Consider the following 22,331-nt stretch of genomic DNA (forward strand, 5'->3'; position numbering starts at 1 on the left):
GGTCCGGTTGGACAGAGGGCGTCGGCTCTTTCGTTCCCGACGCTGCTCATGCCCAGATTGCTCAACAAGGAGGATTTGGAAATGAGAACTGCATTTGACCTTACCCCGTATCGCCGCTCGACCGTCGGCTTCGACCGTCTGTTCGACGCGATGGAAAAGAGCTTCCGTGCTGATGGGCACGATAGCTTCCCTCCCTTCGACATCGTTCGCACGGGCGACGAAAGCTATCGCATCACGCTCGCGGTTGCTGGTTTCACTCGCGATGAAATCGACATCACCGCCCAGCAAAACCAGCTCGTCATTTCTGGCGAGAAGCGCGAAAAGGAAGAGGATGGCGTGGATTTCGTGCATCGCGGTATTGCCACGCGCGCTTTTGAGCGGCGCTTCCAGCTCGCCGATTTCGTCGAAGTGAAGAAGGCTTCCTACGAGGACGGCTTGCTGAGCATCTTGCTCGAGCGCGTCGTTCCCGAGGCCATGAAGCCGCGCAAGATTGAAATCGGCGGCAATGACCATGACAACGACGACACGCCGAGGCTGACGAAGGAAAAGGCCGCGTAAACGTCGGCTTCTCACATAGATTGACGCAGGGCGCGCTTCGCGAAGCGCGCCCTGTCTTCAGGTTAGTTGGCTTCTGGCAGGGCCCACATGACCTAACCGTAAATGTCTGCAATGGGTCGGAAGCCAAACGTCCGCTTTGCCGGATTTTGTGGCTAGAAGCGGACAGTCCGCAACCGGCCCGAAAGCTGCCGTTGGGCGGTAGTCTCGCTGAATGACTGCTTTTGGGCCGGAAACGGACAGCCCGGTATCGGCAAGCAATTAGCCTAAGCGGACCAGGGTCCCCTTGCTCCCCGCGTCCTCATACCGCGCGCTGCGCCCGGTAAATTTGGCGATGATATCCGCTGCGGTGCGAGTGTGCTGGCTAACCTTGACGCTCGTGAAGGCACCGCCCCCAGCTAGCGCCATCGGCAACAGCAGCTGATCCTGCAGATACGGCCCAGCAAAGGCGCCTGAAGCCTCGTAGCCGGCCATGCGCTTGCCGGCCGTGTTCCCGATCCGCTCCGCCGACAGGCCCAATTTGCCGAAGCCCGAGACGACCTCGGTCACGTGCTCGAAAGACGCATCGAGCGTTAGCGCCACGCCTGGCCCCTGGCCAGCGGGCAGATCGCGAATGGCGATCATTGCTTCCTCCCAATCGGGCAGCGCCTTGAGTGCAGCTTTGCGAATGCGCTGGGCGATCTTGCCATCGCCGAGGGAGGCATGGGAGACCATACCGGAGCGTTCGCGCAATTCGCCGCGCTCGATGCATTCGATCCGGCGCAGCGGCGAAGGATCGATATCGATTTCGATCCGACCACCCCCGCGTGGAAAGAAGCCATGCCGCTTGATGCGCGCCGAGATGCGCGGTCCCATGCGCTCGAAGATGGGCAGGAAACACTTGGCGATGAAGTCGAAAGGCGGTGCCATACTGGCGTGCGTGCCGCCCTCGATGACCAGATGCGACGGCTTGTCCGCCAGCGCGAGCGGGACAAGCACGGTCTGGAGGACAAGCGCGGTCGAGCCGGCGGTGCCGACAGCGAAGCGGTAATCGCCCGGCGTCACCGAGCCTGGCTTGAAGACGATGCGGTTGGAGCCGAGCTGCAACCCCTCGCAATCGGCCCCGCCAATGGTGCATGCGGCTTCGGTCGCGGTCAGGTGCTGACGCATCAGTCCGGGCTGGTCGCGGCCTGCGCGGATCTTCTCGATCGTGAAGGGCTCGCCGGTGACGAGCGAAAGCGCACAGGCGTTGCGCAGCACCTGCCCGCCGCCTTCGCCTTCGGAGCCGTCGATAGTGATCATGGGTTATTCCTAGATAATCGGATGGCCGCGTGAAGGGATTATCCCTTCACGCACACCACCTGCTTCAACGTATGGACGACTTCGACCAGATCGGCCTGCGCGGACATGACCTTTTCGATCGGCTTATAGGCCCGAGGCGTCTCGTCGATCACCCCTTCGTCCTTACGGCATTCGACCCCGGCGGTGTCGGCGACGTGCTCTGCGAGCGAGACTTCCTTCTTGGCCTGGGTCCGGCTCATCACCCGTCCAGCGCCATGCGAGCAGCTGTCGAAGCTGTCCGCGTTGCCGAGGCCACGCACGATGAAGCTCTTCGCGCCCATCGATCCGGGAATGATGCCCATCGTTCCTTTCGCCGCGCGCACCGCGCCCTTACGGGTGACGAGCACGTTCTCGCCGAAGTGGTTCTCGCGCGTCACGTAGTTGTGATGGCAGTTCACCGCCTCGCATTCCGCCGTGAAGGGCTTGGCGATCTGACCGCGAAGCGCCGCGATCGTGTGCGTCATCATCACGTGCCGGTTGAGCTTTGCGAAGTCCTGCGCCCATTCGACCGCCTCGACATAATCGTCGAAATGGTCGGTCCCTTCCGGGAAGTAGGCAAGGTCTTCATCGGGCAGGTTGATATGCCACTTGCGCATGTCTTCCTTTGCCAGTTCGATGAAGTAACGCCCGATCGCGTTGCCCACGCCCCGGCTGCCGGAATGCAGCATGACCCACACCCGCTGCTCCTCGTCGAGGCACAGCTCGATGAAGTGGTTGCCCGTCCCCAGCGTGCCGAGATGCACGAGGTGGTTGGCGCGCTCCAGCTTGGGATACTTCGCCACGATCCGATCAAACCGATGGACGAGCGTCGCCCAGACCTCGACCGTCTCCGACGGCGGATCGCCCCAGGCGCCTTTGTCGCGTCCGCCGCGGCCCGAGGAACGGCCATGCGGCACGGCCTTTTCGATAGCCGAGCGAATGCCCTCGAGATTGTCGGGGAGATCGCTCGCCATCAGTGACGTGCGCGCGGCCATCATGCCGCAGCCGATGTCCACTCCAACCGCAGCGGGAATGACCGCGCCCTTGGTCGGAATGACCGAGCCGACGGTCGCTCCGATCCCGACGTGAACATCGGGCATGGCCGCAACGTGCTTGAAGATGAACGGCATCTTCGCCGCCCGGGCGAGCTGGTCGCGGGCCTTGTCGTCGACGGGAACGCCGCGCGTCCACATCTTGATCGGCGCGCCGTCGCCCACTTGCTGTAGTTCGTAGCCCGTCTGGGTCATCGTTCTGATCCTTATCTGTCAGCCTTAGGGGTGACCGGCCCATTCCGGCCACCCCGGCGTCGTCGTCGCCGGGCGTTCGACCGACCCGGCACTCAATAGCTTTGCAGACAGCGTGCCAAATTGGCTCCAGACGAGGGCAATCCTCATAAGCTACTGTATCCGTGTGCTTTTCTGAAAACGAGGCCAGAAGGGAAGCACGTGCTAGGACGCAAATATATATAGAATTCTATCGCGATTTATCCTAATTGATAAAGCATGAAGAGAACGACGGTTATCGGATTTCTTGGTTCCACCCTCGATGCGAGCAAGCGCGACGCGTCTCGGTGGAGCAAATGGCGGCCAACGGTGGGACTTTGCATGCAGCCCGATCTGCGCGTCGATCGCCTGATCCTTTTTCACGGGCGCCAGCACGAGGGGCTGGCGCGCTTCATCGCCGACGATATCGCCAGCGTCTCGCCGGAGACGAGCGTGGAACCGCGCGTCATGAATTTCGACGACGCATGGGACTTCGAGGAGGTCTACACCGAGCTGCTCGACTTTGCGCAGGGTTTCGCCTTCGACCCCGAGGCCGAGGACTACTTAGTCCACATCACCACCGGCACCCACGTCGCGCAGATCTGCATGTTCCTGCTGACCGAGGCCCGGTTCATTCCGGGCAAGCTGTTGCAGACGCAGCCGAAACGCGGTGCGCCCGATCCTTCGGGTGTATGGACCGCGATCGATCTCGACCTTTCTCGCTACGACACCATTGCGCAGCGTTTCGCCGAGGGGAGCCGGGCTAGCACATCCTTGCTCAAGGGCGGTATCGAGACGCGCAACGCGGCCTTTAACACTATGATCGACGAAATCGAGCAGGTCGCGACGCGCTCTTCCGCGCCGCTACTGCTGATGGGGCCGACTGGCGCTGGAAAGAGCGCGCTTGCCCGCCGGATCTACGAACTCAAGGTCGAGCGGCACCGCCTCTCCGGTCCGTTCGTCGAGGTCAACTGCGCGACATTGAAAGGCGACAATGCGATGGCCGCGCTGTTCGGCCATACCAAGGGGGCGTTCACGGGCGCGGTCGCCGAACGCGCTGGCCTGCTCCGGAGCGCCGACAACGGCATGCTGTTTCTCGACGAGATCGGGGAACTGGGCCTCGACGAGCAGGCGATGATCCTGCGTGCGGTGGAGGACAAGCGCTTCCTGCCGGTGGGTTCGGACAAGGAAGTGGCAAGCGATTTCCAACTTATCGCCGGCACTAATCGCGACCTCGTTGTCGAGGTCGGCGAGGGCCGGTTCCGTGAGGATCTGTTCGCCCGGCTCAATCTATGGACCTTCGCTCTCCCCGGCCTCGCAGAGCGCCGCGAGGACATCGAACCCAACCTCGACTATGAACTGGAACGTTTCGCCAAAGCGGAAGACCTGCGCGTCACTTTCAACGCCGAGGCGCGCCGGACCTACCTCACCTTCGCAACGAGCAACGCGGCAGCATGGAACGGCAACTTCCGCGACCTGTCGGCCAGCATTACTCGCATGGCGACGCTCAGCCCGGACGGACGGATCGACGCGGCGACGGTTACCGCCGAAATTACACGGCTCGGGCGCTTGTGGCACGGCGAGAACAACCGGGCTGGTGGCAGTGCGCTTGCCGAGGTCCTTCCGGAAAATGCCATCGCCCGGATCGACCCGTTCGACCGGGAACAGCTGGCACATGTAATCGCGGTCTGCCGTCGCAGTGCGTCGTTGTCGGCTGCGGGCCGAGAACTGTTTGCGGTCTCACGGGGTGAGCGCAAGTCGACGAACGACGCCGATCGTCTGCGCAAGTATCTGGCGCGTTTCGGGCTTAGATGGGACGATATCGGCTCATGGGCCGTTCGGCGACCGTCCGCTTGTAGTTGTCGAGCGGGCTAAAACAGACAATTTCCTCGGCCGTCCGGCGCTGTCATGCGCCACCTTCGGCAGTTCGGGCGATCACGTCAGCCCCACCGCACACCATCTGGCAGACTATGGTTTCGACAGGGGCCCAAACAAAAGCGCTAGGGTTCGATATCCCGAATTCATGACTTGCGCGAATACTCTGCGTGTCGCGGGAAGGCTTTGCGAAAACCGCGATCCTGATCCCCCTTGTGCAACTGTAAGAGAACGCATTTTTCCTTCGGGTTAAGCGCCATCCAATCGGTTGCAGCTAGTGGCCTACGTTTTGCATGCAGATTGGGGGTAATCAAGTGCACCGCGCAAGTGCACGAAGTTCTCGGTTCTGCTGAACCTTGTGCTAGCCATCAGAGCAGCTTCGACAGTTGCCGTGATGCCAAATCAAGCGAGATAAGACGCCTGTCACCTTAGCGGCGCATGACTTTGACTCGGAGACCGATTGGCGCCGAAGCGCTGCTTCGACTTCGTCCCGTCTCACAAGCCTGAAAGTTTGAGCGTCTTCCCCGTTCTGGCCGTCCTGCGCCAGAAACAAACCGTTTGGAAAGACGGGACCAAAATCGCCCAACTATGCCGGTTCGCAGGTGACCGCCTGCTCCGCCACTTCCCTCTTCAAGCTCTATTGATCCGCACTATTGCGGCTATTGAGACGCTGTTTTAGCTTGCCCTAATCGGTCCAGGGGAGGGGAAGCGATATGTCGGACATTGCCGATAAGTCGAAGTCGTCGACCGAGGATCGCCGCGCATATTGGCGGGCGAACCTGCGACTGCTCGGCACGCTGATGGCGATCTGGTTTGCGGTGAGCTTCGGGGCCGGGATCCTGTTCCGGCCCTTCCTCGACCAGTTCATGCTCGGCGGATTTCCGCTCGGTTTCTGGTTCGCGCAGCAGGGATCGATCTACGTCTTCATCGTGCTCATCGCGATCTACGCCTGGCGAATGCACCGGATCGAGCGGGACTTCGCCCTCGATGACGACGATGCCGACACGCCGGTGGAGGGCGAGTAGGCGGCATGGCAACGCAGACGCTGATCTATCTCTTCGTCGGGCTGAGCTTCGCGCTCTATATCGGCATCGCGATCTGGAGCCGCGCCGCATCGACGTCCGAATTCTACGTCGCGGGCGGCGGGGTAAATCCGGTCGTGAACGGCATGGCCACCGCCGCCGACTGGATGAGCGCGGCGAGCTTTCTCTCGATGGCAGGGTTGATTGCCTTCATGGGCTATGACGGCTCGGTCTACCTGATGGGCTGGACCGGCGGATACGTCATGCTGGCATTGCTGCTGGCTCCCTACCTGCGGAAATTCGGCCAGTTCACCGTTCCGGACTTCATCGGGACGCGGTATTATTCGAACATCGCGCGGACGGTCGCGGTGGTCTGCCTGATCTTCATCAGCTTCACCTATATCGCCGGGCAGATGCGCGGCGTGGGCATCGTGTTCAGCCGATTCCTCGAAATCGATGTGACGCTCGGTGTGATCTTGGGCATGGGGATTGTATTTTTCTACGCGGTCCTCGGCGGGATGAAGGGCATCACCTATACGCAGGTGGCGCAATATTGCGTGCTGATCTTCGCCTATCTGGTGCCTGCGATCTTCATCTCGTTACTGGCGACAGGCAATCCGGTGCCGCAGTTGGGGCTAGGCTCTGAACTTGCCGATGGATCGGGCATGAGCGTGCTACAGAAGCTCGACAGCTCGCTCGTCGAAATGGGGTTTCCCGCCTATACCGACGGCAGCAAGTCGATGGTCGATGTTTTCTGCATCACCGCTGCGCTGATGATCGGCACGGCGGGCCTGCCGCATGTCATCGTGCGCTTCTTCACCGTGCCCAAGGCGTCGGACGCGCGCAAGTCTGCTGGCTGGGCGCTGGTCTTCATCGCGCTGCTTTACACGACCGCGCCTGCCGTCTCCGCTTTCGCGCGCCTCAACTTCAACGAGAGCGTCAGCGACACGCGCTATGCCGAGGCGCCCGACTGGTTCCGCAACTGGGAAGCCAACGGCCTGATCGCCTGGCGCGACAAGAATGGCGACGGGGTGATGCAGTACGAGGCGGGCGACGCCTTCGAGGGTGCACCCGAATATACACCCGGCGGCATCGGCGTTTCGGGCGAGCGGCTGCTCGACAATGCCGCCACCGACAATGCGAACGAGGTCTATGTCGACCGCGACATCATGGTGCTGGCCAATCCGGAGATCGCCAATCTGCCCGGTTGGGTCATTGCGCTGGTCGCGGCAGGCGGGCTGGCGGCGGCGCTGAGCACGGCGGCGGGGCTGCTGCTGGTGATCTCCACTGCAGTCAGCCACGACCTCCTCAAATCGACCTTCCGCCCGCAGATCAGCGAGAAGGGCGAGTTGCTCGCCGCACGGGTCGCGGCGACGGCGGCCATCGTGGTCGCGGGCATTCTCGGCATCTATCCGCCAGGCTGGGTGGCGCAGGTCGTGGCCTTCGCCTTCGGCCTCGCCGCGGCGAGCCTCTTTCCGGCGATCTTCATGGGCATCTTTTCCAAGCGCATGAATCGCGAGGGCGCGATTGCCGGGATGGTGACGGGACTTGCCTTCACCTTCCTCTACATCGCGTGGTTCAAGCTCTGGGCGCCCGACCTCAACACAGCGGAGCACTGGCTGTTCGGCATCTCGCCCGAAGGCATCGGCGTTGTCGGCATGCTGCTGAATTTCGCCGTGGCGATCACCGTCGCGCGGCTGACCGCCCCGCCCCCGCCCGAGGTTGACGCGCTGGTCGAGAACATCCGCGTCCCGCGCGGGGCGGGTGCTGCCCACGCGCATTGACGCGCGCAAGTCAGCGGTTCTGCCGCCCCTCGATCAGGCTGTCGACCACGCCCGGATCGGCCAGTGTCGACGTGTCGCCCAGCGAGCCGAAATCGTTCTCGGCAATCTTCCGCAGGATACGGCGCATGATCTTGCCGCTGCGCGTCTTGGGCAATGCGGGCGTGAAATGGAGATGGTCGGGCGTCGCGATCGGTCCGATTTCCTTGCGCACCCACTGGCGCAGTTCCGCCTCCAGCTCGTCGCCGCCGTCATCGCCTTCCATCAGGGTGACGTAGCAATAGATGCCCTGCCCCTTGATGTCGTGCGGATAGCCGACCACGGCAGCCTCCGACACGCGCGGATGCAGCACCAGCGCGCTTTCGACTTCCGCCGTCCCCATGCGGTGGCCCGAGACGTTGATGACATCGTCCACCCGGCCGGTGATGCGGTAATAGCCGCGATCGTCTCGCTTGCAGCCGTCGCCGGTGAAATACTTGCCGGCGTAGGTGCTGAAATAGGTCTGCACGAAGCGCTCATGGTCGCCATAGACGGTCCGCGCCTGGCCGGGCCAGCTATGCGTAATGCAGAGGTTCCCCTCGGCCTCGCCCTCCAGAACGCCGCCCTCGTTGTCGACCAGTTGCGGCTGCACACCGAAGAAAGGCTTGCCCGCACTGCCCGGCTTCATGTCGTGCGCGCCCGGGAGCGTCGTCAGCATGATGCCGCCGGTTTCGGTCTGCCACCAGGTGTCGATCACCGGGCAGCGGCCCTCGCCGACGACTTCGTAATACCAACGCCAGGCTTCGGGATTGATCGGCTCTCCCACGCTGCCGAGCAGGCGGATCGAAGACCGGTCGCGGCTCGTGACGTGATGATCCCCCTCGCGCATCAGCGCGCGGATGGCAGTGGGCGCGGTGTAGAAGATGTCGACCTTGTGCTTGTCCACCACGTCCCAGAAGCGGCCGTGGTCGGGATAATTCGGCACGCCTTCGAAAATGAGGCTCGTCGCGCCGTTGATGAGCGGGCCGTAGACGATGTAGCTGTGGCCGGTGACCCAGCCGATATCGGCGGTGCACCAGTGCACCTCGCCCGGCCGGTAGTCGAAGCCGTAGTGGAAGGTCGCGGCGGTCCACACGCCATAGCCACCGGTGGTGTGCAGCACGCCCTTGGGCTTGCCGGTCGATCCGCTGGTGTAGAGGATGAAGAGCGGATCCTCCGCCTTCATCGGCTCGCAGGGGCAATCCTCGTCAGACCGCAAATCGTGATACCAGTGGTCGCGGCCTTCGACGAAATCCACCTCGGCACCGGTGTGGCGTACCACTAGTACGCCCTCTACCTGCACGCCTTCGAGCGCGAGGGCGGCATCGACATTGGCTTTCAGCGGAATGGTCTTTCCGCCGCGCAGCCCGCTGTCGGCAGTGATGACGAAGCGGCTGTCGCAATCGGTGATGCGGCCCGCCAGCGCCTCAGGCGAAAAGCCGCCGAAGACGACCGAGTGGATCGCCCCGATGCGCGCGCAGGCGAGCATGGCCAGCGTCCCCTCTACCACCATCGGCATGTAGAGCGTGACGCGGTCGCCTTTCTTCACGCCCAGCGCCTTCAGCGCATTGGCCATCTGCACCACTTCGGCATGCAATTGCGTGAAGGTGAGAGTGCGAGAGGGGCTGTCCGGATCGTCCGGCTCGAAGATCAGCGCGGTGGCATCGCCGCGCTCGGCGAGATGGCGGTCGACGGCGTTGTGACACAGGTTGAGGACGCCATCCTCGAACCAGTTGATCTCGACCGGATCGTAGGACCAGTTGCCGCCCTTCGCAGGCGCGGTTTCCCAGTCGAGCCGCTTTGCCTGCTCCAGCCAGAAGCCGTCGGGATCGTCCACGCTGCGCCGGTAAAGCTCTTCGTACTGCGCCGCCGTGCAATGGGTCGGCCCATCATTGGCCGGACGTGCGACGTATTCCCTGGCCGTATCGGTCATCTGTCTCTCCTCGACGATCGTGTTAGCCAAAAATCAGTCCGATGCCAGCACCCGGTCGACCCCGGCCTGCGTCACCGAGTGATAGGACGCGCGCGTATCGGCATAGATGCGCTGGGCGATGGGGCGGCCCCACTCGCCTTCGCCCCATAGGGTGGCGAACAGCGGGCGGACGAATTTGGCACGGCCGACGCGGGCCAGGAACTGTTCGACAAGTGGTACGACCGGTTCGTAACGATGGTCGAGGGCGTAATTGAGCCAAAGGAATAGTTCTTCGTTGTTAGCCGATTGCGAAAGTCTCAAATTGTCGTCGAGGATGCGCATCTCGATCTCGGTAAGATCGGCTGGCAGATTGGCGAGAAAACGTTGCCGCTCGGCAGATGTCCACCCGAACCAGTGGTCTTCCGGAAAGCTGACGCGCGCCGGCGGGTTAGGGCCATCCACCGGGGTCGAATAACGCGTCGCGTAATACAAGACGGCTTGATCGACCGCGGCAAAGGCGGCCGGGTCGGGTTTCGCAACATTCTCGGGAAGGCCCGGTTCGAAAATCCATTCGCGCAAGGTCAGTCGCTCCGCTTCCGCTTCGTCCCGGACGAGATTGGCCATCATGTCCGCGTAGAACATCTCGCTGGTCGCGGGCTGGAAGGCGTGATTGTCGAACCATTGGCGCAGCCAGGCATCGAAGCGCTCGCGCCCGACGATGCTTTCGACCGTCATCAGGAAAAACGCGCCCTTCTCGTAAGCAATCGCGCTACCAAGCTCGTATTCGCCATCGGTGCTGAGCGCGGTGCCCGGCGCGTCCCTGCCGACCTCGTTCAGCGTCTCGAGGATATTGGCATACATCAGCGCTGCCTCCTGCTCGGCGCGCTTCTCGCCATAGACCGCTTCCATGATGCGGTTCTCGAAATAGGTGGTGACGCCTTCGTTCAGCCAGCTGTCGCCCCAGACGGCGTTGGTCACCAGATTCCCCGACCAGCTATGCGCCAGCTCATGCGCGATCAGCCCGTTGTTCGACCGGTCGCCCGCGATGAAGGTCGGGGTGAGGAAGGTCATCACCGGGTTTTCCATCCCGCCGTAGGGAAAGGCGGGTGGGAGGACGATCATGTCGTAACGGCCCCAGCGATATTCGCCGTAAAGCGCCTCTGCAGCCTCGACCATCTCTTCCGTATCGCCGACCTCGGCACGGGCGCGCGGCAATGTGGCAGGCTCCGCCCACACGCCGGTGCGCGGCCCGATCAAGGCGAAGTCGATGTCGCCCGCGGCAATCGCGATCAGATACGGCGGCACGGGCTTGTCCATGACGAAGCGGAACGCGCGACGACCATTGCCGAGATCCTCCGGCTCGCCCTGTCGCACCCCGCTCATCACGACATCGAGCGGCTTAGGCGCAGTGATCCGCGCTTCCCACGTCTGGCGGATGCCGGGGCTGTCCTGCGTCGGGATCCAGGTGCGGTTGAGGATCGCCTGCCCCTGGCTGAACAGGAAGGGATGGACCCCGCCCTCGGTCTGCTCGGGGCTCAGCCATTGCAGCGCGCTTGCATCGGCCGGCGCGCGGTAGTCGATGCGGATGGTGCGCGCGCCGTTCAGCGTGATCCGCAGCGGTTCGCCCTTGGCGCCCGTTTCTTCCATCGATTCGATTTCCCACGGAAGTTCGCGGCCGCTGCCGTCGGTGACGCGCGCGATTTCCAGCCCGTTGGTGTCGAGCACGATCGTATCGGCACCCGGTTCGGCCAGCACGTCGAGCATGGCGGTGCCGCCGACGCGCCGGGCATCGAAATCGAGGTCGAGATCGAGCGCGACATGCGTAACGCGAGCCCGCTCCGGTTCGGCCCAGGTCTGCGTGTCCTCGGCCTCGGGAGTCGTGAGGATGGGCGAGACCATTCGCGCAGGGTTGGCCGTGTCGGCGAGAGGCGCCGCCTCCATGGTCGTGCATGCAGCAGCGCTCAGCGCAAGGATGGTAGCAAGGGTGATTGAGCGCATCGAAGTCTCCGGATTGGTGGCGCGGCCGGATCCCGAAGGGAGGATCGGCAACTCTATTGCGGTGGCTATCGCCTATCGGTGGGCGGCAATCCACCCCTAGCGTGAAATCGTATGCCGGGGGCTGGCCAAGGTTCACTCAAGCTGTATTGTTAACGTTATCAGATCAAGGAGCCGGACGACCGGCCGAAGGGGAGACCATATGTTTCGACCAATCGCGGCTGTCGCCGCTTTCGCACTGCTCAGCGCCTGCGCTCCTATCGAGGACGTGCAGGAGAGTGCAACCGCCAGTACGCGGGCACTCCTGTTCGAAGAAGATTTCGACGCACCTTCGCTCGATCGGTCGAAATGGAACGTCATCGGGATGGACTTCTGGGTCAACAACGAGCAGCAGGCCTATCTCGACAGCCCGGATACGATCCGGTTCTCCGACGATGTCGAAGGTGCCGATGGCGGCGCGTTGATCCTGAAACCGGTGTTCCGCCCGAACGTCGATACCAATGCCGATCGCAAGGCCGATTTCATCTCAGGCCGGATCAACACGCGGGACAATTTCGACTTCACCTATGGCCGTGCCGAAGCGCGCATTCGCATGCCGCTGAACCGGGGCGCATGGCCGGCCTTCTGGCTGCTCGGCAACGGTCAATGGCCCGCCACCGGCGAGATCGACATTATGGAATATGTCGGCGAGTCCGAATGGTCCGCCGTCGCCATTCACGGCCCGGGATATTCGGGCGAGACGCCCTTCGTGGCGCGGCGCACCTTCCCCGCCGGCCAGGACGCGAGCGACTGGCACGTCTACGGCGTCGAATGGACGAAAGACGCGATCGCCTTCGATGTCGACGGGGACGTCTTCTACACCGTGACCCGCGACGAGATCGAGGAAAAGGGGCGCTGGGCGTTCGACACACCGAAATTCGTTATCCTCAATTTCGCCATCGGTGGCATCTACCCCTACAAGGTGAACAAGCTGGAAGAGCCCTATTACGGCATCCCGCAGGAAACCGTCGATGCGGTCAAGGCCGGCCAGGTCCAGATGGAGGTCGACTGGGTCCGCGTGTGGGGCTCTGAAGAATAGGCCTCACTAGTCGCCGTGAATGGCGGCGAAGGCTTCGATCTTCTCGACCCGGCCCGATACCACCAGCACATCGCCCGGCATGATGATCGTGTCGGGCACCGCGTGGATGAAATCCTCGCCCTCGCGCTTCACCCCGATCACGGTCACGTCGTACTTGCGGCGGCATTCGCTGGTGACGAGTGGGAGCCCGACGATCGGCTCTGGGGCAGCCAGCCGGGCGATGGCGAATTCGTCGCCAAAGCTGATGAAATCGAGCAGCCGCTCGTTGAGCAGGCGCGCAACGCGCTCGCCCATCTTCTGTTCGGGAAATACGACATGATGCGCGCCCGTGCGCTCGAGTATGCGGCCGTGCTTCTCGTTGGTTGCCTTGGCCCAGATATTCGGCACGCCGAGATCGGATAGTGCGAGCACCGCCAGCACGCTTGCCTCGATATTGCTGCCGATCCCGACCACCGCCGAGGTGAAGCTGGCTGCACCCATCCGTTCGAGGCAGGTCTGGTCGGTGCCGTCCGCCTCCACCACCTGGGTCAGGTCCTGCGCGTATTCCTGCACCCGCGAAGGATCGGTGTCCGCGCCGAGCACTTCGTGCCCCATGCGCTCCAGAGCGCGGGCGACCGAGCCGCCGAAGCGCCCGAGACCGATGACGAGGACGGGTTTGCGCGTATCAGCCGACAATCGGGTTCTCCTCGGGATAGCGGAAAGGTTGCGGTTCTGCTCCAAGCGCCAACGCGGTCGCCACGGTAATGGTCCCTACGCGCCCCACGAACATCAGCGCGCACAGCACGACCAGTGCGGAGGGCGGCAGGTCGGCCGTGATGCCGGTCGAGAGGCCGACGGTCGAAAAGGCCGAAATGGTTTCGAACAAGACCTGCTCCATCGGCAGTCGCGTAATCGCGAGGATATACATGGATGCGAGTATGATCAGCGTGGCGGCGGCGACAAACACGGTCAGCGCCTGGCGTTCGATCCCGTGACCGAACCGGCGACCGAACAAGCTCGCGTCGCGCCGCCCCTTCACTTCGGAATAAACGACGGCCAGCAGGACGAAAAAGGTCGTGATCTTGACCCCGCCGGCGGTGCCCGCGCTTCCCCCGCCGATGAACATCAGCACATAGTTCATCAACAGCGTCTCGCCGCGAAACGCCCCGACATCGAGGCTGTTGAAGCCCGCCGTGCGCGGCATGACCGAATGGAAACCGGCGTTGAGGATCTTGGCCCCGACACTCATCGGGCCGAGCGTATCCGGGTTGGTCCATTCCTTTGCGAGGATGGCTCCGAACCCGACCAGCAGCAACACGGCGGTGCCCATCACGGTGATCTTGGTATGCAGGGTCCACTGGCTCCAGCGCACCCCCTTGTGCCGCACATCCTGCATCACCGGGAAGCCGAGGGCGGTGACGATCACGGCCGCCATGATTGGCACGAGAAACACCGCGTCCGTCTGGAACCCCATGACGCTGTCGGAATAGCTCGAGAAGCCGGCATTGTTGAAAGCGCTGACCGCGTGAAAGACGCCATGCCACAGCGCCGGGCCGAACTCGGAGTCATAGCTAACCATCAGGCGGGCAACGAGGATCGCGGCGACCACCGCTTCCACCGCGATGGTGATCTTGAGGACCAGAGCCAGTACGGATCGCGCGTCGCCGACCTCCAGCCGGTTGCGCTCCACATGCGTCGCCATTCGCTCGCGCAGGCCGAAGCCGCGCCCGGCCATGAGGCCGAACAGGGTGGCCGCGGTCATGATCCCGAAACCGCCGATCTGGAACAGGACAAGGATGACCACCTGTCCGAACCACGACCAGTAAGTTGCGGTATCGACCACGATCAGCCCGGTCACCGCGACAGCGGATGTCGACGTGAAGAAAGCCGTGACCAGCGGCGTCGCCTGCCCGCTGGCAGACGCGAATGGCAGCATCAGCAGCGCCGTGCCGATCGCAATCGCGACTGCAAACAGCAACGGAATGAGGCGGACGGGATCGCGAAACGCGCGGATCATTGGACCGCAACGCCCGTCAGACAGTCTAGCTCCACACCGCCTCGGGCGGCAGGCTCATCAATATGGCATCGATATTGCCGCCGGTCTTGAGGCCGAACAGCGTGCCGCGGTCGTAGACGAGATTGAACTCGGCATAGCGCCCCCGCCACTGCAGCTGCTGCAGCTTCTCCGCCTCGGTGAAGTCGCTGTCCATCCGGCGGCGCACCAGCTTCGGGTAAATGTCGAGGAATGCCTCCCCTACGTCTTTCGTGAAGGCGAAGTTGCGCTCGAACGCCGCATCGTCTTCGCACTCGAGGTGGTCGTAGAAGATCCCGCCCACGCCGCGATGCACGCCGCGGTGGGGGATGAAGAAATAGTCGTCCGCCCACTTCTTGAAGCGGTCGTAATAGGTCGGGTTGTGCCCCGCACAGGCGGCGCGGAAGTGCGCGTGGAAATCGGCCGTGTCCTCCTCGTAAGGCAGCGGCGGGTTGAGATCGGCCCCGCCCCCGAACCAGGCGGCCTGTGTGGTTAGGAAGCGCGTATTCATGTGGACGGCGGGCACGTGCGGGTTCGCCATATGCGCGACGAGACTGATGCCGGTGGCGGTGAAACCGGGCTGCTCGGCACTCGCGCCGTTAACCTGGCCAGCGAATTCTGGCGAGAAACTGCCGCGCACGGTGGAGACGTTGACGCCGACCTTCTCGAACACCTTGCCTTTCATCAGGCCCTGCACGCCGCCGCCGGGATCGTCGTTGCCGGCTTCCTCGCGGTCCCACGGCGTATAGGTGAATTCCGCCTCCGACCCGGCTTCGCGCTCGATCGCCTCAAATTCGGCGCAGATATGATCGCGAAGGCTTTCGAACCAGTTGCGGGCTTGGTCGGTCTGCTCGGTCCAGTCGGTCATGCGAAGGCTCTTGCCATCGCCCACGGCCTCCGGCAATAGCGGTGCATGGTTCCCCTTTCGTTCGCAGGCGAGGAATGGCTCCTGACAGAGGGCCGCGCACTCTACTGGCCGCGTGAAAACGCGCTGCTGGTGGCGGACCTGCACCTTGAGAAAGGCAGTTTCTTCGCGCGGCACGGGCAGATGATCCCGCCCTACGACAGCCGCGAGACGCTGGAGCGGGTCGCGCTGGCCATTCGCGAAACCGGCGCGCGCCGCGTCATCACGCTGGGCGACAATTTCCATGATTCGGACGGCTCCACCCGGCTGGAAGATCACGCCTGCGGCATGCTGGAGGCGCTGACCAAGGCGGTCGACTGGGTCTGGATCACCGGGAACCACGATGAGGGGCACGATCCGCATATGGCGGCCCGCTGCGGCGGCACGCTGGTCGAGGAGATCGAACTCGGCGGCGTCATCCTGCGCCACCGCGCGAGACAAGGCGAGACGCGCCCCGAACTGTCCGGCCACTACCACCCGCGCCTGCAACTCAAGATCCGCCAGCGCATGATCCGCCGCCCCTGCGCGGTGGTCAGCGCGAACGAAGGGGCGAACGGCAGGCCTTCGGGCCGCATGATCCTGCCCGCCTTCGGTGCCTATACCGGCGGCATGAGCGCCGCCGACCCCGCGATCCTCAAGGCGCTGCAACCCGCCGACCGGATCGATGCGGTGGTTCCGGCGAAAGGCAAGCTGGCGCGATTTCCCCTCTGGCAGGCGGCTTAGTTCCGGCCCCGGGTTTTCGCACTGGCGAAAGCGCGCATTTCTCCCTATATCGCGGCCAGACAAACGGCAGAATCAGGAGAATACCACATAGCACGTCCACCCCGGCGCAGCATGCAAATGCCCGTGAAAAGCGGCCCGCGCTACGATAACATGATCAATGTCCCCAAGGTCCGCGTGATTGATCACGAAGGCGAGAACCTGGGGGTGATGTACACCCGCGAAGCGACGGAGCAGGCCAACGAACTGGGCCTCAACCTCGTGGAAGTGTCCCCCAATGCGGACCCGCCGGTGTGCAAGTTCCTCGATGTCGGCAAATATCGCTACGAGGCGCAGAAGAAGGCGAACCTCGCGCGGAAGACGCAGAAGACCCAGGACATCAAAGAGGTCAAGATGCGCCCGAACATCGACGATCACGATTACGACGTGAAGATGCGCAACGTAAACAAGTTCATCGAGAACGGCGACAAGGTGAAATGCACCCTGCGCTTCCGCGGGCGCGAAATGGCGCACCAACAGCTCGGCATGGACCTGCTCAACCGCGTGCGCGACGACATGGAAGAACTCGCCAAGGTCGAAAGCTTCCCGCGCCTCGAAGGTCGCCAGATGGTGATGGTGCTCGCGCCGAAATAAGCGCGCCGAGCCGATGCTAGACAGGTTGAACCGGGGAACGCCACAGGGCGTTCTCCGGTTTTTCGTCATATGAACCGGAAGAACATCGCGCCCGTCGCAATTCTCGTCCTGTCGCTTTTCGCCTGCAACGCGGAGAGTGAATCCGATCACGAGGTGACTTCGGTCGATCTCGACCAGCCTGCATCCGATATGCCGGAACAGCGAATGCCGGCGCCCCCGCCGCCGGCTGAGGGCTCGGCCGACGAGCCGAACGACGGATTTCCCAAGCTCGATCCTGCCCCGTTGACGCCCGAGGCGGAAAAGACCGAAGCCGGTGCGCGCAATGTCCTGCTTGCCTTTGCAAGAGCCATCGAACTGAAGGAATGGGATCAGGCATGGGCCATGCTTGACGATGCCAGCAAGGCACGCTGGCCGAAAGCGCAGTGGACGAGCATGTTCGAAGATCTCGACCCAATCACCGTTGCCGTACCCAATGGCAGCATGGAAGGCGCGGCCGGATCGTCCTATTATTCCACCGATTTGACCATCACGGCGAACGATGAACAGGGCCGTCCAATCCGCTACGAAGGGCCGATCGTCCTTCGCCGGTCCAACGACGTGCCCGGCGCGACCGTGGCCCAGCGTCATTGGAGCATTTACGAACTGACGCTCGACGCGACGCACTAGAACCCGACCCCTCCCCTTGCTAGCAAGCGCGGGAGGGGGAACAATGGCCGCAAAACATATCGGACTGGTTGGCGGTGCTCTGGCACTCGTGGCGAGCATCGTCCTGCCCCCGCCCGCCGGGATGAGCCGTGAAGCTTTCATCGTTGCGGGCCTGGTCGTGCTGATGGCGGCATGGTGGATGACCGAGGCGCTGCCGCTGACGGCCACCGCGCTGATGCCCTTCCTCGTTTTGCCCTTCGCCGGGGTTATGACCGCGCGCGAAACGGCCAGCGCATACTACTCTCCTATCCTTTTCCTGATTCTCGGCGGGGCCTTCATCGCCCTCGCGATCGAGCGCACCGGCCTGCATAAGCGGCTGGCGCTGGCATTGCTCCGCCTCGTCGGCGGGCGCGGGGGGCAGACCGGCGTGTTGCTCGCTTTCATGGGCACGGCGGCGATCCTGTCGATGCTGATCTCCAATACCTCGACCGCGCTCATCATGATGCCGATGGCGGTCGCCGTGCTGGCGGGTGGCGGACTGGCGGAGCGCGACACCGAGGGCCTGTCCGGCGCGCTCCCCATGGGTATTGCTTTCGCGGCCAGCATCGGCGGTCTCGGCACGCTGGTGGGTTCGCCGACCAATGCCATTGCCGTCGGGCTGCTCGACACGCTGACCGGAACGCGGATCACCTTCGCGCAATGGATGGTCTACGGCCTGCCCGTGGTGATCATCGGCGTGCCGCTGGCGGCGTTCCTCGTCGCCCGCGTGCAGAAAGTGCGCGACCATCCCTTCGATGCGCGCGCCGCCCGCACCGCGATCGACACCCATGCCGCATGGTCCAGCGCGGAGAAGCGCCTCGTCCCGGTGGTCGCGGTCACCTTCCTGCTGTGGATGGGGCAGATGTGGATCGCGCCCTATCTTCCCGAAGGCTCGCTGACCGACGGGACGATCGCCATCCTGATGGGGCTGACGCTGTTCCTGCTGCCGGACGGCACCGGACGTCCGCTGCTGGTGTGGGAAGAGGCCGACCGCGCGCCGTGGGGCGTCATCATGATGTTCGGGGGCGGCCTCGCGCTCGCTGCGGGCATGGCCGCCAGCGGGCTGGCCGACTGGCTGGGCGAGGCGCTGCTTCCTCTTGAGGCATGGCCGCTCATATTGGTTGCCATAGCGGTCGTCGCCATGGTCGTGCTGATCACCGAGTTCGCCAGCAATGTCGCGACCGCCTCGGGCATTATCCCGGTCGTTGCGGCGCTGGTCGTGGCGCTCGGTGTCGATCCGATCCTTCTCGCCATGCCCGCCGCCCTCGCCGCGAGCTGGGGCTTCATGCTCCCGGCGGGGACCGGCCCAAATGCCATCGCCTGGGCGACCGGCCGCATCCGGATCGAGAGCATGGTGAAGGCGGGCATCCTGCTCGACCTGTTCGGCATCGTGATGATCGTCGCGGTGGTATGGGGCATGAACGCGCTGGTTGCTGGCTGATTTTCCTACTCAGGAAGCCGGAGCTATGCCGCCGGGATGATATGCTCCGAGAATCCAACCTGGCTCGCCGTTGAGCCTGACGAAAATGGCTGCGAAGTTTCTCGTCCCTGGACTGTGGTCCATGCGGTCCATGTGACTGGACTCGTCGCAGTTGAAACCAACATCGGTCCAACATAAGGGAGACGGCGCGAGCGGCAGTTGGCGGAGATGCGTTCCTGCGGAGGTTAGGAACGGGCGCCCCGACTGCCCCACCGGCCCCCGCCTTCCTGGGGGCATGTTTGCAGGAAGGATGCTCCTCCCCATGAGCGACAACGACATCGACCCCACCACCCCGCGCAAGAACCCCAAGGCGGAAGTCACCAAGATCAACGGCCGCGCGCTGAAGCCGAGCACGCTGATGATGGGCCACGGCTACGACCCGACCCTGTCGGAAGGCAGCCTGAAGGCCCCGATCTTCCTCACCAGCACCTTCGCCTTTCCCAGCGCGGCCGACGGCAAGCGCCATTTCGAAGGCATCACCGGCAAGCGCCCGGGTGGCGCAGACGGCCTCGTCTATTCGCGCTTCAACGCGCCCAACCAGGAAATCCTCGAGGATCGCCTTGCGGTGTGGGACGGGGCGGAAGAGGCGCTCTCCTTCTCGAGCGGGATGACCGCGATCGCCGTGCTGCTGCTGGCGGCCTGCAAGGCGGGCGACGTGATCGTGCACTCCGGCCCGCTCTATGCGGCATCCGAAGGCTTCATCGCCAAGACCATGGCGAAATTCGGTGTCACCTTCATCGACTTCCCCGCCGGCGCCAGCCGCGAACAGCTCGACGAAGTGATGACCAAGGCGAAGGCCAAGGCCGAGGAGCAGGGCGGCGAAGTGCCGATGATCTACCTCGAAAGCCCCGGCAACCCGACCAATGCGCTGGTCGATATCGAAGCAGTCAAGGAAGCGCGCGATGCGCATTTCGATCCGGACAAGTGCTCGATCGCGATCGACAACACCTTCCTCGGCCCGCTGTGGCAGCGCCCGCTCGACCATGGAGCGGACCTCGTGGTCTACTCGCTGACGAAGTATGTCGGCGGCCATTCGGACCTCGTCGCGGGCAGCGTTTCGGGCAAGAAGCGCTTTATCGATGCGATCCGCATGCTCCGCAACACGATGGGCGGCATCTGCGATCCGAATACGGCATGGATGCTGTGCCGCAGCCTCGAAACCGTGGAACTGCGCATGCAACGCGCGGGCGAGAACGCCGCCAAGGTGTGCGACTTCCTCAGCAAGCACCCGAAGGTCGAAGGCCTGGGCTATCTCGGCATGATCAAGGATGCGCGGCAGCAGGACATCTACGACCGCCATTGCCTCGGTGCAGGCTCGACCTTCTCGCTGCTGCTCAAGGGCGGCGAGGCGGAATGCTTCCGCTTCCTCGACGCGCTCAAGATCGCCAAACTGGCGGTGAGCCTCGGCGGCACGGAAACGCTCGCCAGCCACCCCGCATCGATGACGCACCTCTCGGTTGCCGAAGGCCGCCGCGCCGAGCTCGGCATTTCGGATAATCTCGTGCGCATCAGCATCGGGATCGAGGATGCCGACGATCTGATCGCCGACTTCGAACAGGCGCTGGAGGCGGTCTGAAACGGATCGGCTTCCTCGCTTGTGCGGATACCCTCCCCGGCGATGGCCCTCGCCGGGGAGACGCGTTCGAGCACGATCTGGAGGTGGCCGCCCTGCGCCCGGCGTTTGCAGCGGCGGGGCTGGAACTGGCCGAGATCGACTGGCGCGCACCACTCGAGGCGTTCGACGGGCTCGCGCTGGTCCTGCTGGGTACGGCATGGGATTACCAGGACCATCCGAAGGAATTCCTCGCCCGGCTGGAGGCTCTGCAAGCGCGCGGCATTGCCGTTTGCAATCCGCCCGAGATCGTGCGGTGGAACGCGGACAAGGGCTATCTGCGCGAGATGGACGAGGCCGGTGCGACCACCGTGCCGACCGCCTATTTCATGGATGCGGATGCAAGCGACGTCGGCGCGGCGATGGATATGTTCGATACGCCGTCGGTGGTCGTCAAGCGCCGCATCGGGGCGGGCGGCCTAGGCCAATACCGCTTCTCGGCCGATGCGATGCCCGATCCCGATTGGCGAATGGGCCATCGGTGCATGATCCAGCCCTTCCTGTCGAGCGTGACCGAAGAGGGCGAATACACCTTCCTCTTCATCGACGGCGCGTTCAGTCACGGCGTGCTCAAACGCGCCGCAGAGGGAGAATATCGCATCCAGTCGCTCTATGGCGGATACGAAACGGACTACACGCCCAGCGCGGAAGATCTGGCCACGGCGCAGGCGGTTGTCGAAGTGCTGCCCTTCCCCGCGCCGCTCTACTGCCGGATCGACATGGCCCGCCTGCCGTCAGGTGAGCTGGCATTGATGGAAGCGGAAATGATCGAGCCCTACTTCTATCCCGAGCAGGGTCCGGGTTTAGGCAAGCAACTGGCCAGCGCCGTGCGCAAGCGGCTTGGTTAGCCCTTCCACTCGCGGCGCTCTTCCGCAACCTTCAGAACTTCGTAAGCCACCTGCAGCTTCTGGAACTCGGCTGCCGCTTCGGCATCGCCGGGCTTCACGTCGGGATGTACGGTCTTGGCCTTTTCGCGCCACGCTTTCTTGATCGTGGCGAAATCGGCGTCGGCCTCCAGTTCGAGGATGTCGAGCGCACGCATTTCGTCCGCGCTGCGCGAGCCGTCGCCGCTGCCGCCCCAGCCATAGTGCTGAGCCTCGGCATAGCCGGCATTTTCGCTACGCTCTGCCTTGGCGCGCTGTTCTTTCTCAGCCTTGTCGAGGCCTTCGAAATAATCCCACTTCTGGTTGTATTCGGCTGCATGACGCTGGCAGAACATCCAGCGTTCCGGGCTGTTCGGCGCCTTGGGCGCGGGGCAGTCGCCCGGCTCGTCGCAACCATGCCGGTCGCAAATCCGCACATTCGTCGCCTCGCGCGAGGAGCCGTAGCCGCGCCATCTGGGGAAGCCCCAGTCATTTGATCGCCGCGCCTTAGGCATTGCGGCCGAATGTCGTTTGTCGAGATCGCATGGCAGTCAATCTAAGCGTCCTCGCGATAGAGGCAAGGATGTGGGAACGGGTTGCAATATGAAATGTTGCGTTGCGGTAGGG

At 63.5% G+C, this 22,331-nt stretch carries 19 protein-coding genes; 11 read left to right on the top strand and 8 right to left on the bottom strand.

Going from position 1 to position 22,331, the window contains the following annotated elements; all coding sequences use genetic code 11:
• The first annotated feature begins 48 nt into the window (after nt 1–48).
• The gene (locus Q9K02_RS12985; RefSeq protein WP_422785433.1) at nt 49–558 is read left to right on the top strand and encodes an Hsp20 family protein; all 510 of its coding nucleotides are present in this window, start codon (nt 49–51) and stop codon (nt 556–558) included.
• A 258-nt stretch (nt 559–816) separates the two neighbouring features.
• On the opposite strand, the gene rtcA is transcribed toward Q9K02_RS12985, so the two are convergent.
• Both rtcA and Q9K02_RS12995 read right to left on the bottom strand, forming a co-directional pair.
• Nucleotides 817–1,836, bottom strand: a complete 1,020-nt coding sequence (rtcA, locus tag Q9K02_RS12990; protein WP_305933273.1) for an RNA 3'-terminal phosphate cyclase — start codon at nt 1,834–1,836, stop codon at nt 817–819.
• Between the two features lie 38 nt (nt 1,837–1,874).
• Complete coding sequence (locus Q9K02_RS12995) at nt 1,875–3,101, bottom strand: RtcB family protein (RefSeq protein ID WP_305933274.1); 1,227 nt, start codon at nt 3,099–3,101, stop codon at nt 1,875–1,877.
• A 255-nt stretch (nt 3,102–3,356) separates the two neighbouring features.
• Between Q9K02_RS12995 and rtcR the strand changes: the two genes are divergently transcribed.
• The 3 genes from rtcR to Q9K02_RS13015 all read left to right on the top strand — a co-directional run bounded on the left by rtcR (nt 3,357) and on the right by Q9K02_RS13015 (nt 7,797).
• A complete protein-coding gene (gene rtcR, locus Q9K02_RS13000) occupies nt 3,357–4,991 on the top strand; it encodes an RNA repair transcriptional activator RtcR (RefSeq protein WP_305933275.1) in 1,635 nt (544 codons plus the stop codon).
• A 713-nt stretch (nt 4,992–5,704) separates the two neighbouring features.
• Nucleotides 5,705–6,016, top strand: a complete 312-nt coding sequence (locus Q9K02_RS13010; RefSeq protein ID WP_305933276.1) for a DUF4212 domain-containing protein — start codon at nt 5,705–5,707, stop codon at nt 6,014–6,016.
• A gap of 5 nt (nt 6,017–6,021) precedes the next feature.
• Nucleotides 6,022–7,797: a sodium:solute symporter family protein gene (locus Q9K02_RS13015; protein WP_305933277.1), complete on the top strand. Its 1,776-nt coding sequence runs from the start codon at nt 6,022–6,024 to the stop codon at nt 7,795–7,797.
• A gap of 10 nt (nt 7,798–7,807) precedes the next feature.
• Here Q9K02_RS13015 and acs read toward each other — a convergent pair whose 3' ends face one another.
• On the bottom strand, nt 7,808–9,745 hold the full coding sequence (gene acs, locus Q9K02_RS13020) for an acetate--CoA ligase (RefSeq protein WP_305933278.1): 1,938 nt from the start codon (nt 9,743–9,745) through the stop codon (nt 7,808–7,810).
• 33 nt (nt 9,746–9,778) lie between these two features.
• Nucleotides 9,779–11,722: a M1 family metallopeptidase gene (locus tag Q9K02_RS13025; RefSeq protein ID WP_305933279.1), complete on the bottom strand. Its 1,944-nt coding sequence runs from the start codon at nt 11,720–11,722 to the stop codon at nt 9,779–9,781.
• A 199-nt stretch (nt 11,723–11,921) separates the two neighbouring features.
• Here Q9K02_RS13025 and Q9K02_RS13030 point away from each other — a divergent pair, with 199 nt between their 5' ends.
• Nucleotides 11,922–12,797 (top strand): glycoside hydrolase family 16 protein, encoded by an 876-nt coding sequence (locus Q9K02_RS13030; protein WP_305933280.1) that lies wholly within the window; start codon nt 11,922–11,924, stop codon nt 12,795–12,797.
• A 6-nt stretch (nt 12,798–12,803) separates the two neighbouring features.
• Here the strand turns inward: Q9K02_RS13030 and Q9K02_RS13035 are convergent, their stop codons facing one another.
• From Q9K02_RS13035 to hemF, 3 genes are read right to left on the bottom strand one after another with little or no spacing between them, the layout of a single operon-like run.
• The gene (locus tag Q9K02_RS13035; protein WP_305933281.1) at nt 12,804–13,472 is read right to left on the bottom strand and encodes a potassium channel family protein; all 669 of its coding nucleotides are present in this window, start codon (nt 13,470–13,472) and stop codon (nt 12,804–12,806) included.
• Nucleotides 13,462–14,793 carry a TrkH family potassium uptake protein gene (locus Q9K02_RS13040; RefSeq protein ID WP_305933282.1) on the bottom strand — a complete coding sequence of 444 codons (1,332 nt, stop codon included), beginning with the start codon at nt 14,791–14,793 and terminating at the stop codon, nt 13,462–13,464. The genes Q9K02_RS13035 and Q9K02_RS13040 overlap by 11 nt, the downstream gene beginning before the upstream one ends.
• Nucleotides 14,794–14,818: 25 nt before the next feature.
• Complete coding sequence (gene hemF / locus Q9K02_RS13045) at nt 14,819–15,676, bottom strand: oxygen-dependent coproporphyrinogen oxidase (RefSeq protein ID WP_305933283.1); 858 nt, start codon at nt 15,674–15,676, stop codon at nt 14,819–14,821.
• A gap of 45 nt (nt 15,677–15,721) precedes the next feature.
• Between hemF and pdeM the strand changes: the two genes are divergently transcribed.
• The 6 genes from pdeM to Q9K02_RS13075 all read left to right on the top strand — a co-directional run bounded on the left by pdeM (nt 15,722) and on the right by Q9K02_RS13075 (nt 21,689).
• Nucleotides 15,722–16,435: a ligase-associated DNA damage response endonuclease PdeM gene (gene pdeM, locus Q9K02_RS13050; RefSeq protein ID WP_305933284.1), complete on the top strand. Its 714-nt coding sequence runs from the start codon at nt 15,722–15,724 to the stop codon at nt 16,433–16,435.
• Between the two features lie 111 nt (nt 16,436–16,546).
• On the top strand, nt 16,547–17,065 hold the full coding sequence (infC, locus tag Q9K02_RS13055) for a translation initiation factor IF-3 (RefSeq protein WP_278329037.1): 519 nt from the start codon (nt 16,547–16,549) through the stop codon (nt 17,063–17,065).
• Nucleotides 17,066–17,134: 69 nt separating this feature from the next.
• Nucleotides 17,135–17,731 (top strand): hypothetical protein, encoded by a 597-nt coding sequence (locus tag Q9K02_RS13060; protein ID WP_305933285.1) that lies wholly within the window; start codon nt 17,135–17,137, stop codon nt 17,729–17,731.
• Between the two features lie 43 nt (nt 17,732–17,774).
• Nucleotides 17,775–19,190: an SLC13 family permease gene (locus tag Q9K02_RS13065; protein WP_305933286.1), complete on the top strand. Its 1,416-nt coding sequence runs from the start codon at nt 17,775–17,777 to the stop codon at nt 19,188–19,190.
• Nucleotides 19,191–19,491: 301 nt separating this feature from the next.
• Nucleotides 19,492–20,805, top strand: coding sequence for a cystathionine gamma-synthase family protein (locus tag Q9K02_RS13070; protein WP_305933287.1), 1,314 nt, complete (start codon nt 19,492–19,494; stop codon nt 20,803–20,805).
• An 83-nt stretch (nt 20,806–20,888) separates the two neighbouring features.
• The gene (locus tag Q9K02_RS13075) at nt 20,889–21,689 is read left to right on the top strand and encodes an ATP-grasp domain-containing protein (RefSeq protein ID WP_305933288.1); all 801 of its coding nucleotides are present in this window, start codon (nt 20,889–20,891) and stop codon (nt 21,687–21,689) included.
• Here the strand turns inward: Q9K02_RS13075 and Q9K02_RS13080 are convergent.
• Nucleotides 21,686–22,219 (bottom strand): J domain-containing protein, encoded by a 534-nt coding sequence (locus Q9K02_RS13080; RefSeq protein WP_278329033.1) that lies wholly within the window; start codon nt 22,217–22,219, stop codon nt 21,686–21,688. The two genes, Q9K02_RS13075 and Q9K02_RS13080, sit on opposite strands and share 4 nt — an antisense overlap.
• Nucleotides 22,220–22,331 lie beyond the last annotated feature (112 nt).

The organism is Qipengyuania profundimaris, from assembly GCF_030717945.1.
GTDB classification, from domain to species: Bacteria; Pseudomonadota; Alphaproteobacteria; order Sphingomonadales; family Sphingomonadaceae; genus Qipengyuania; species Qipengyuania profundimaris.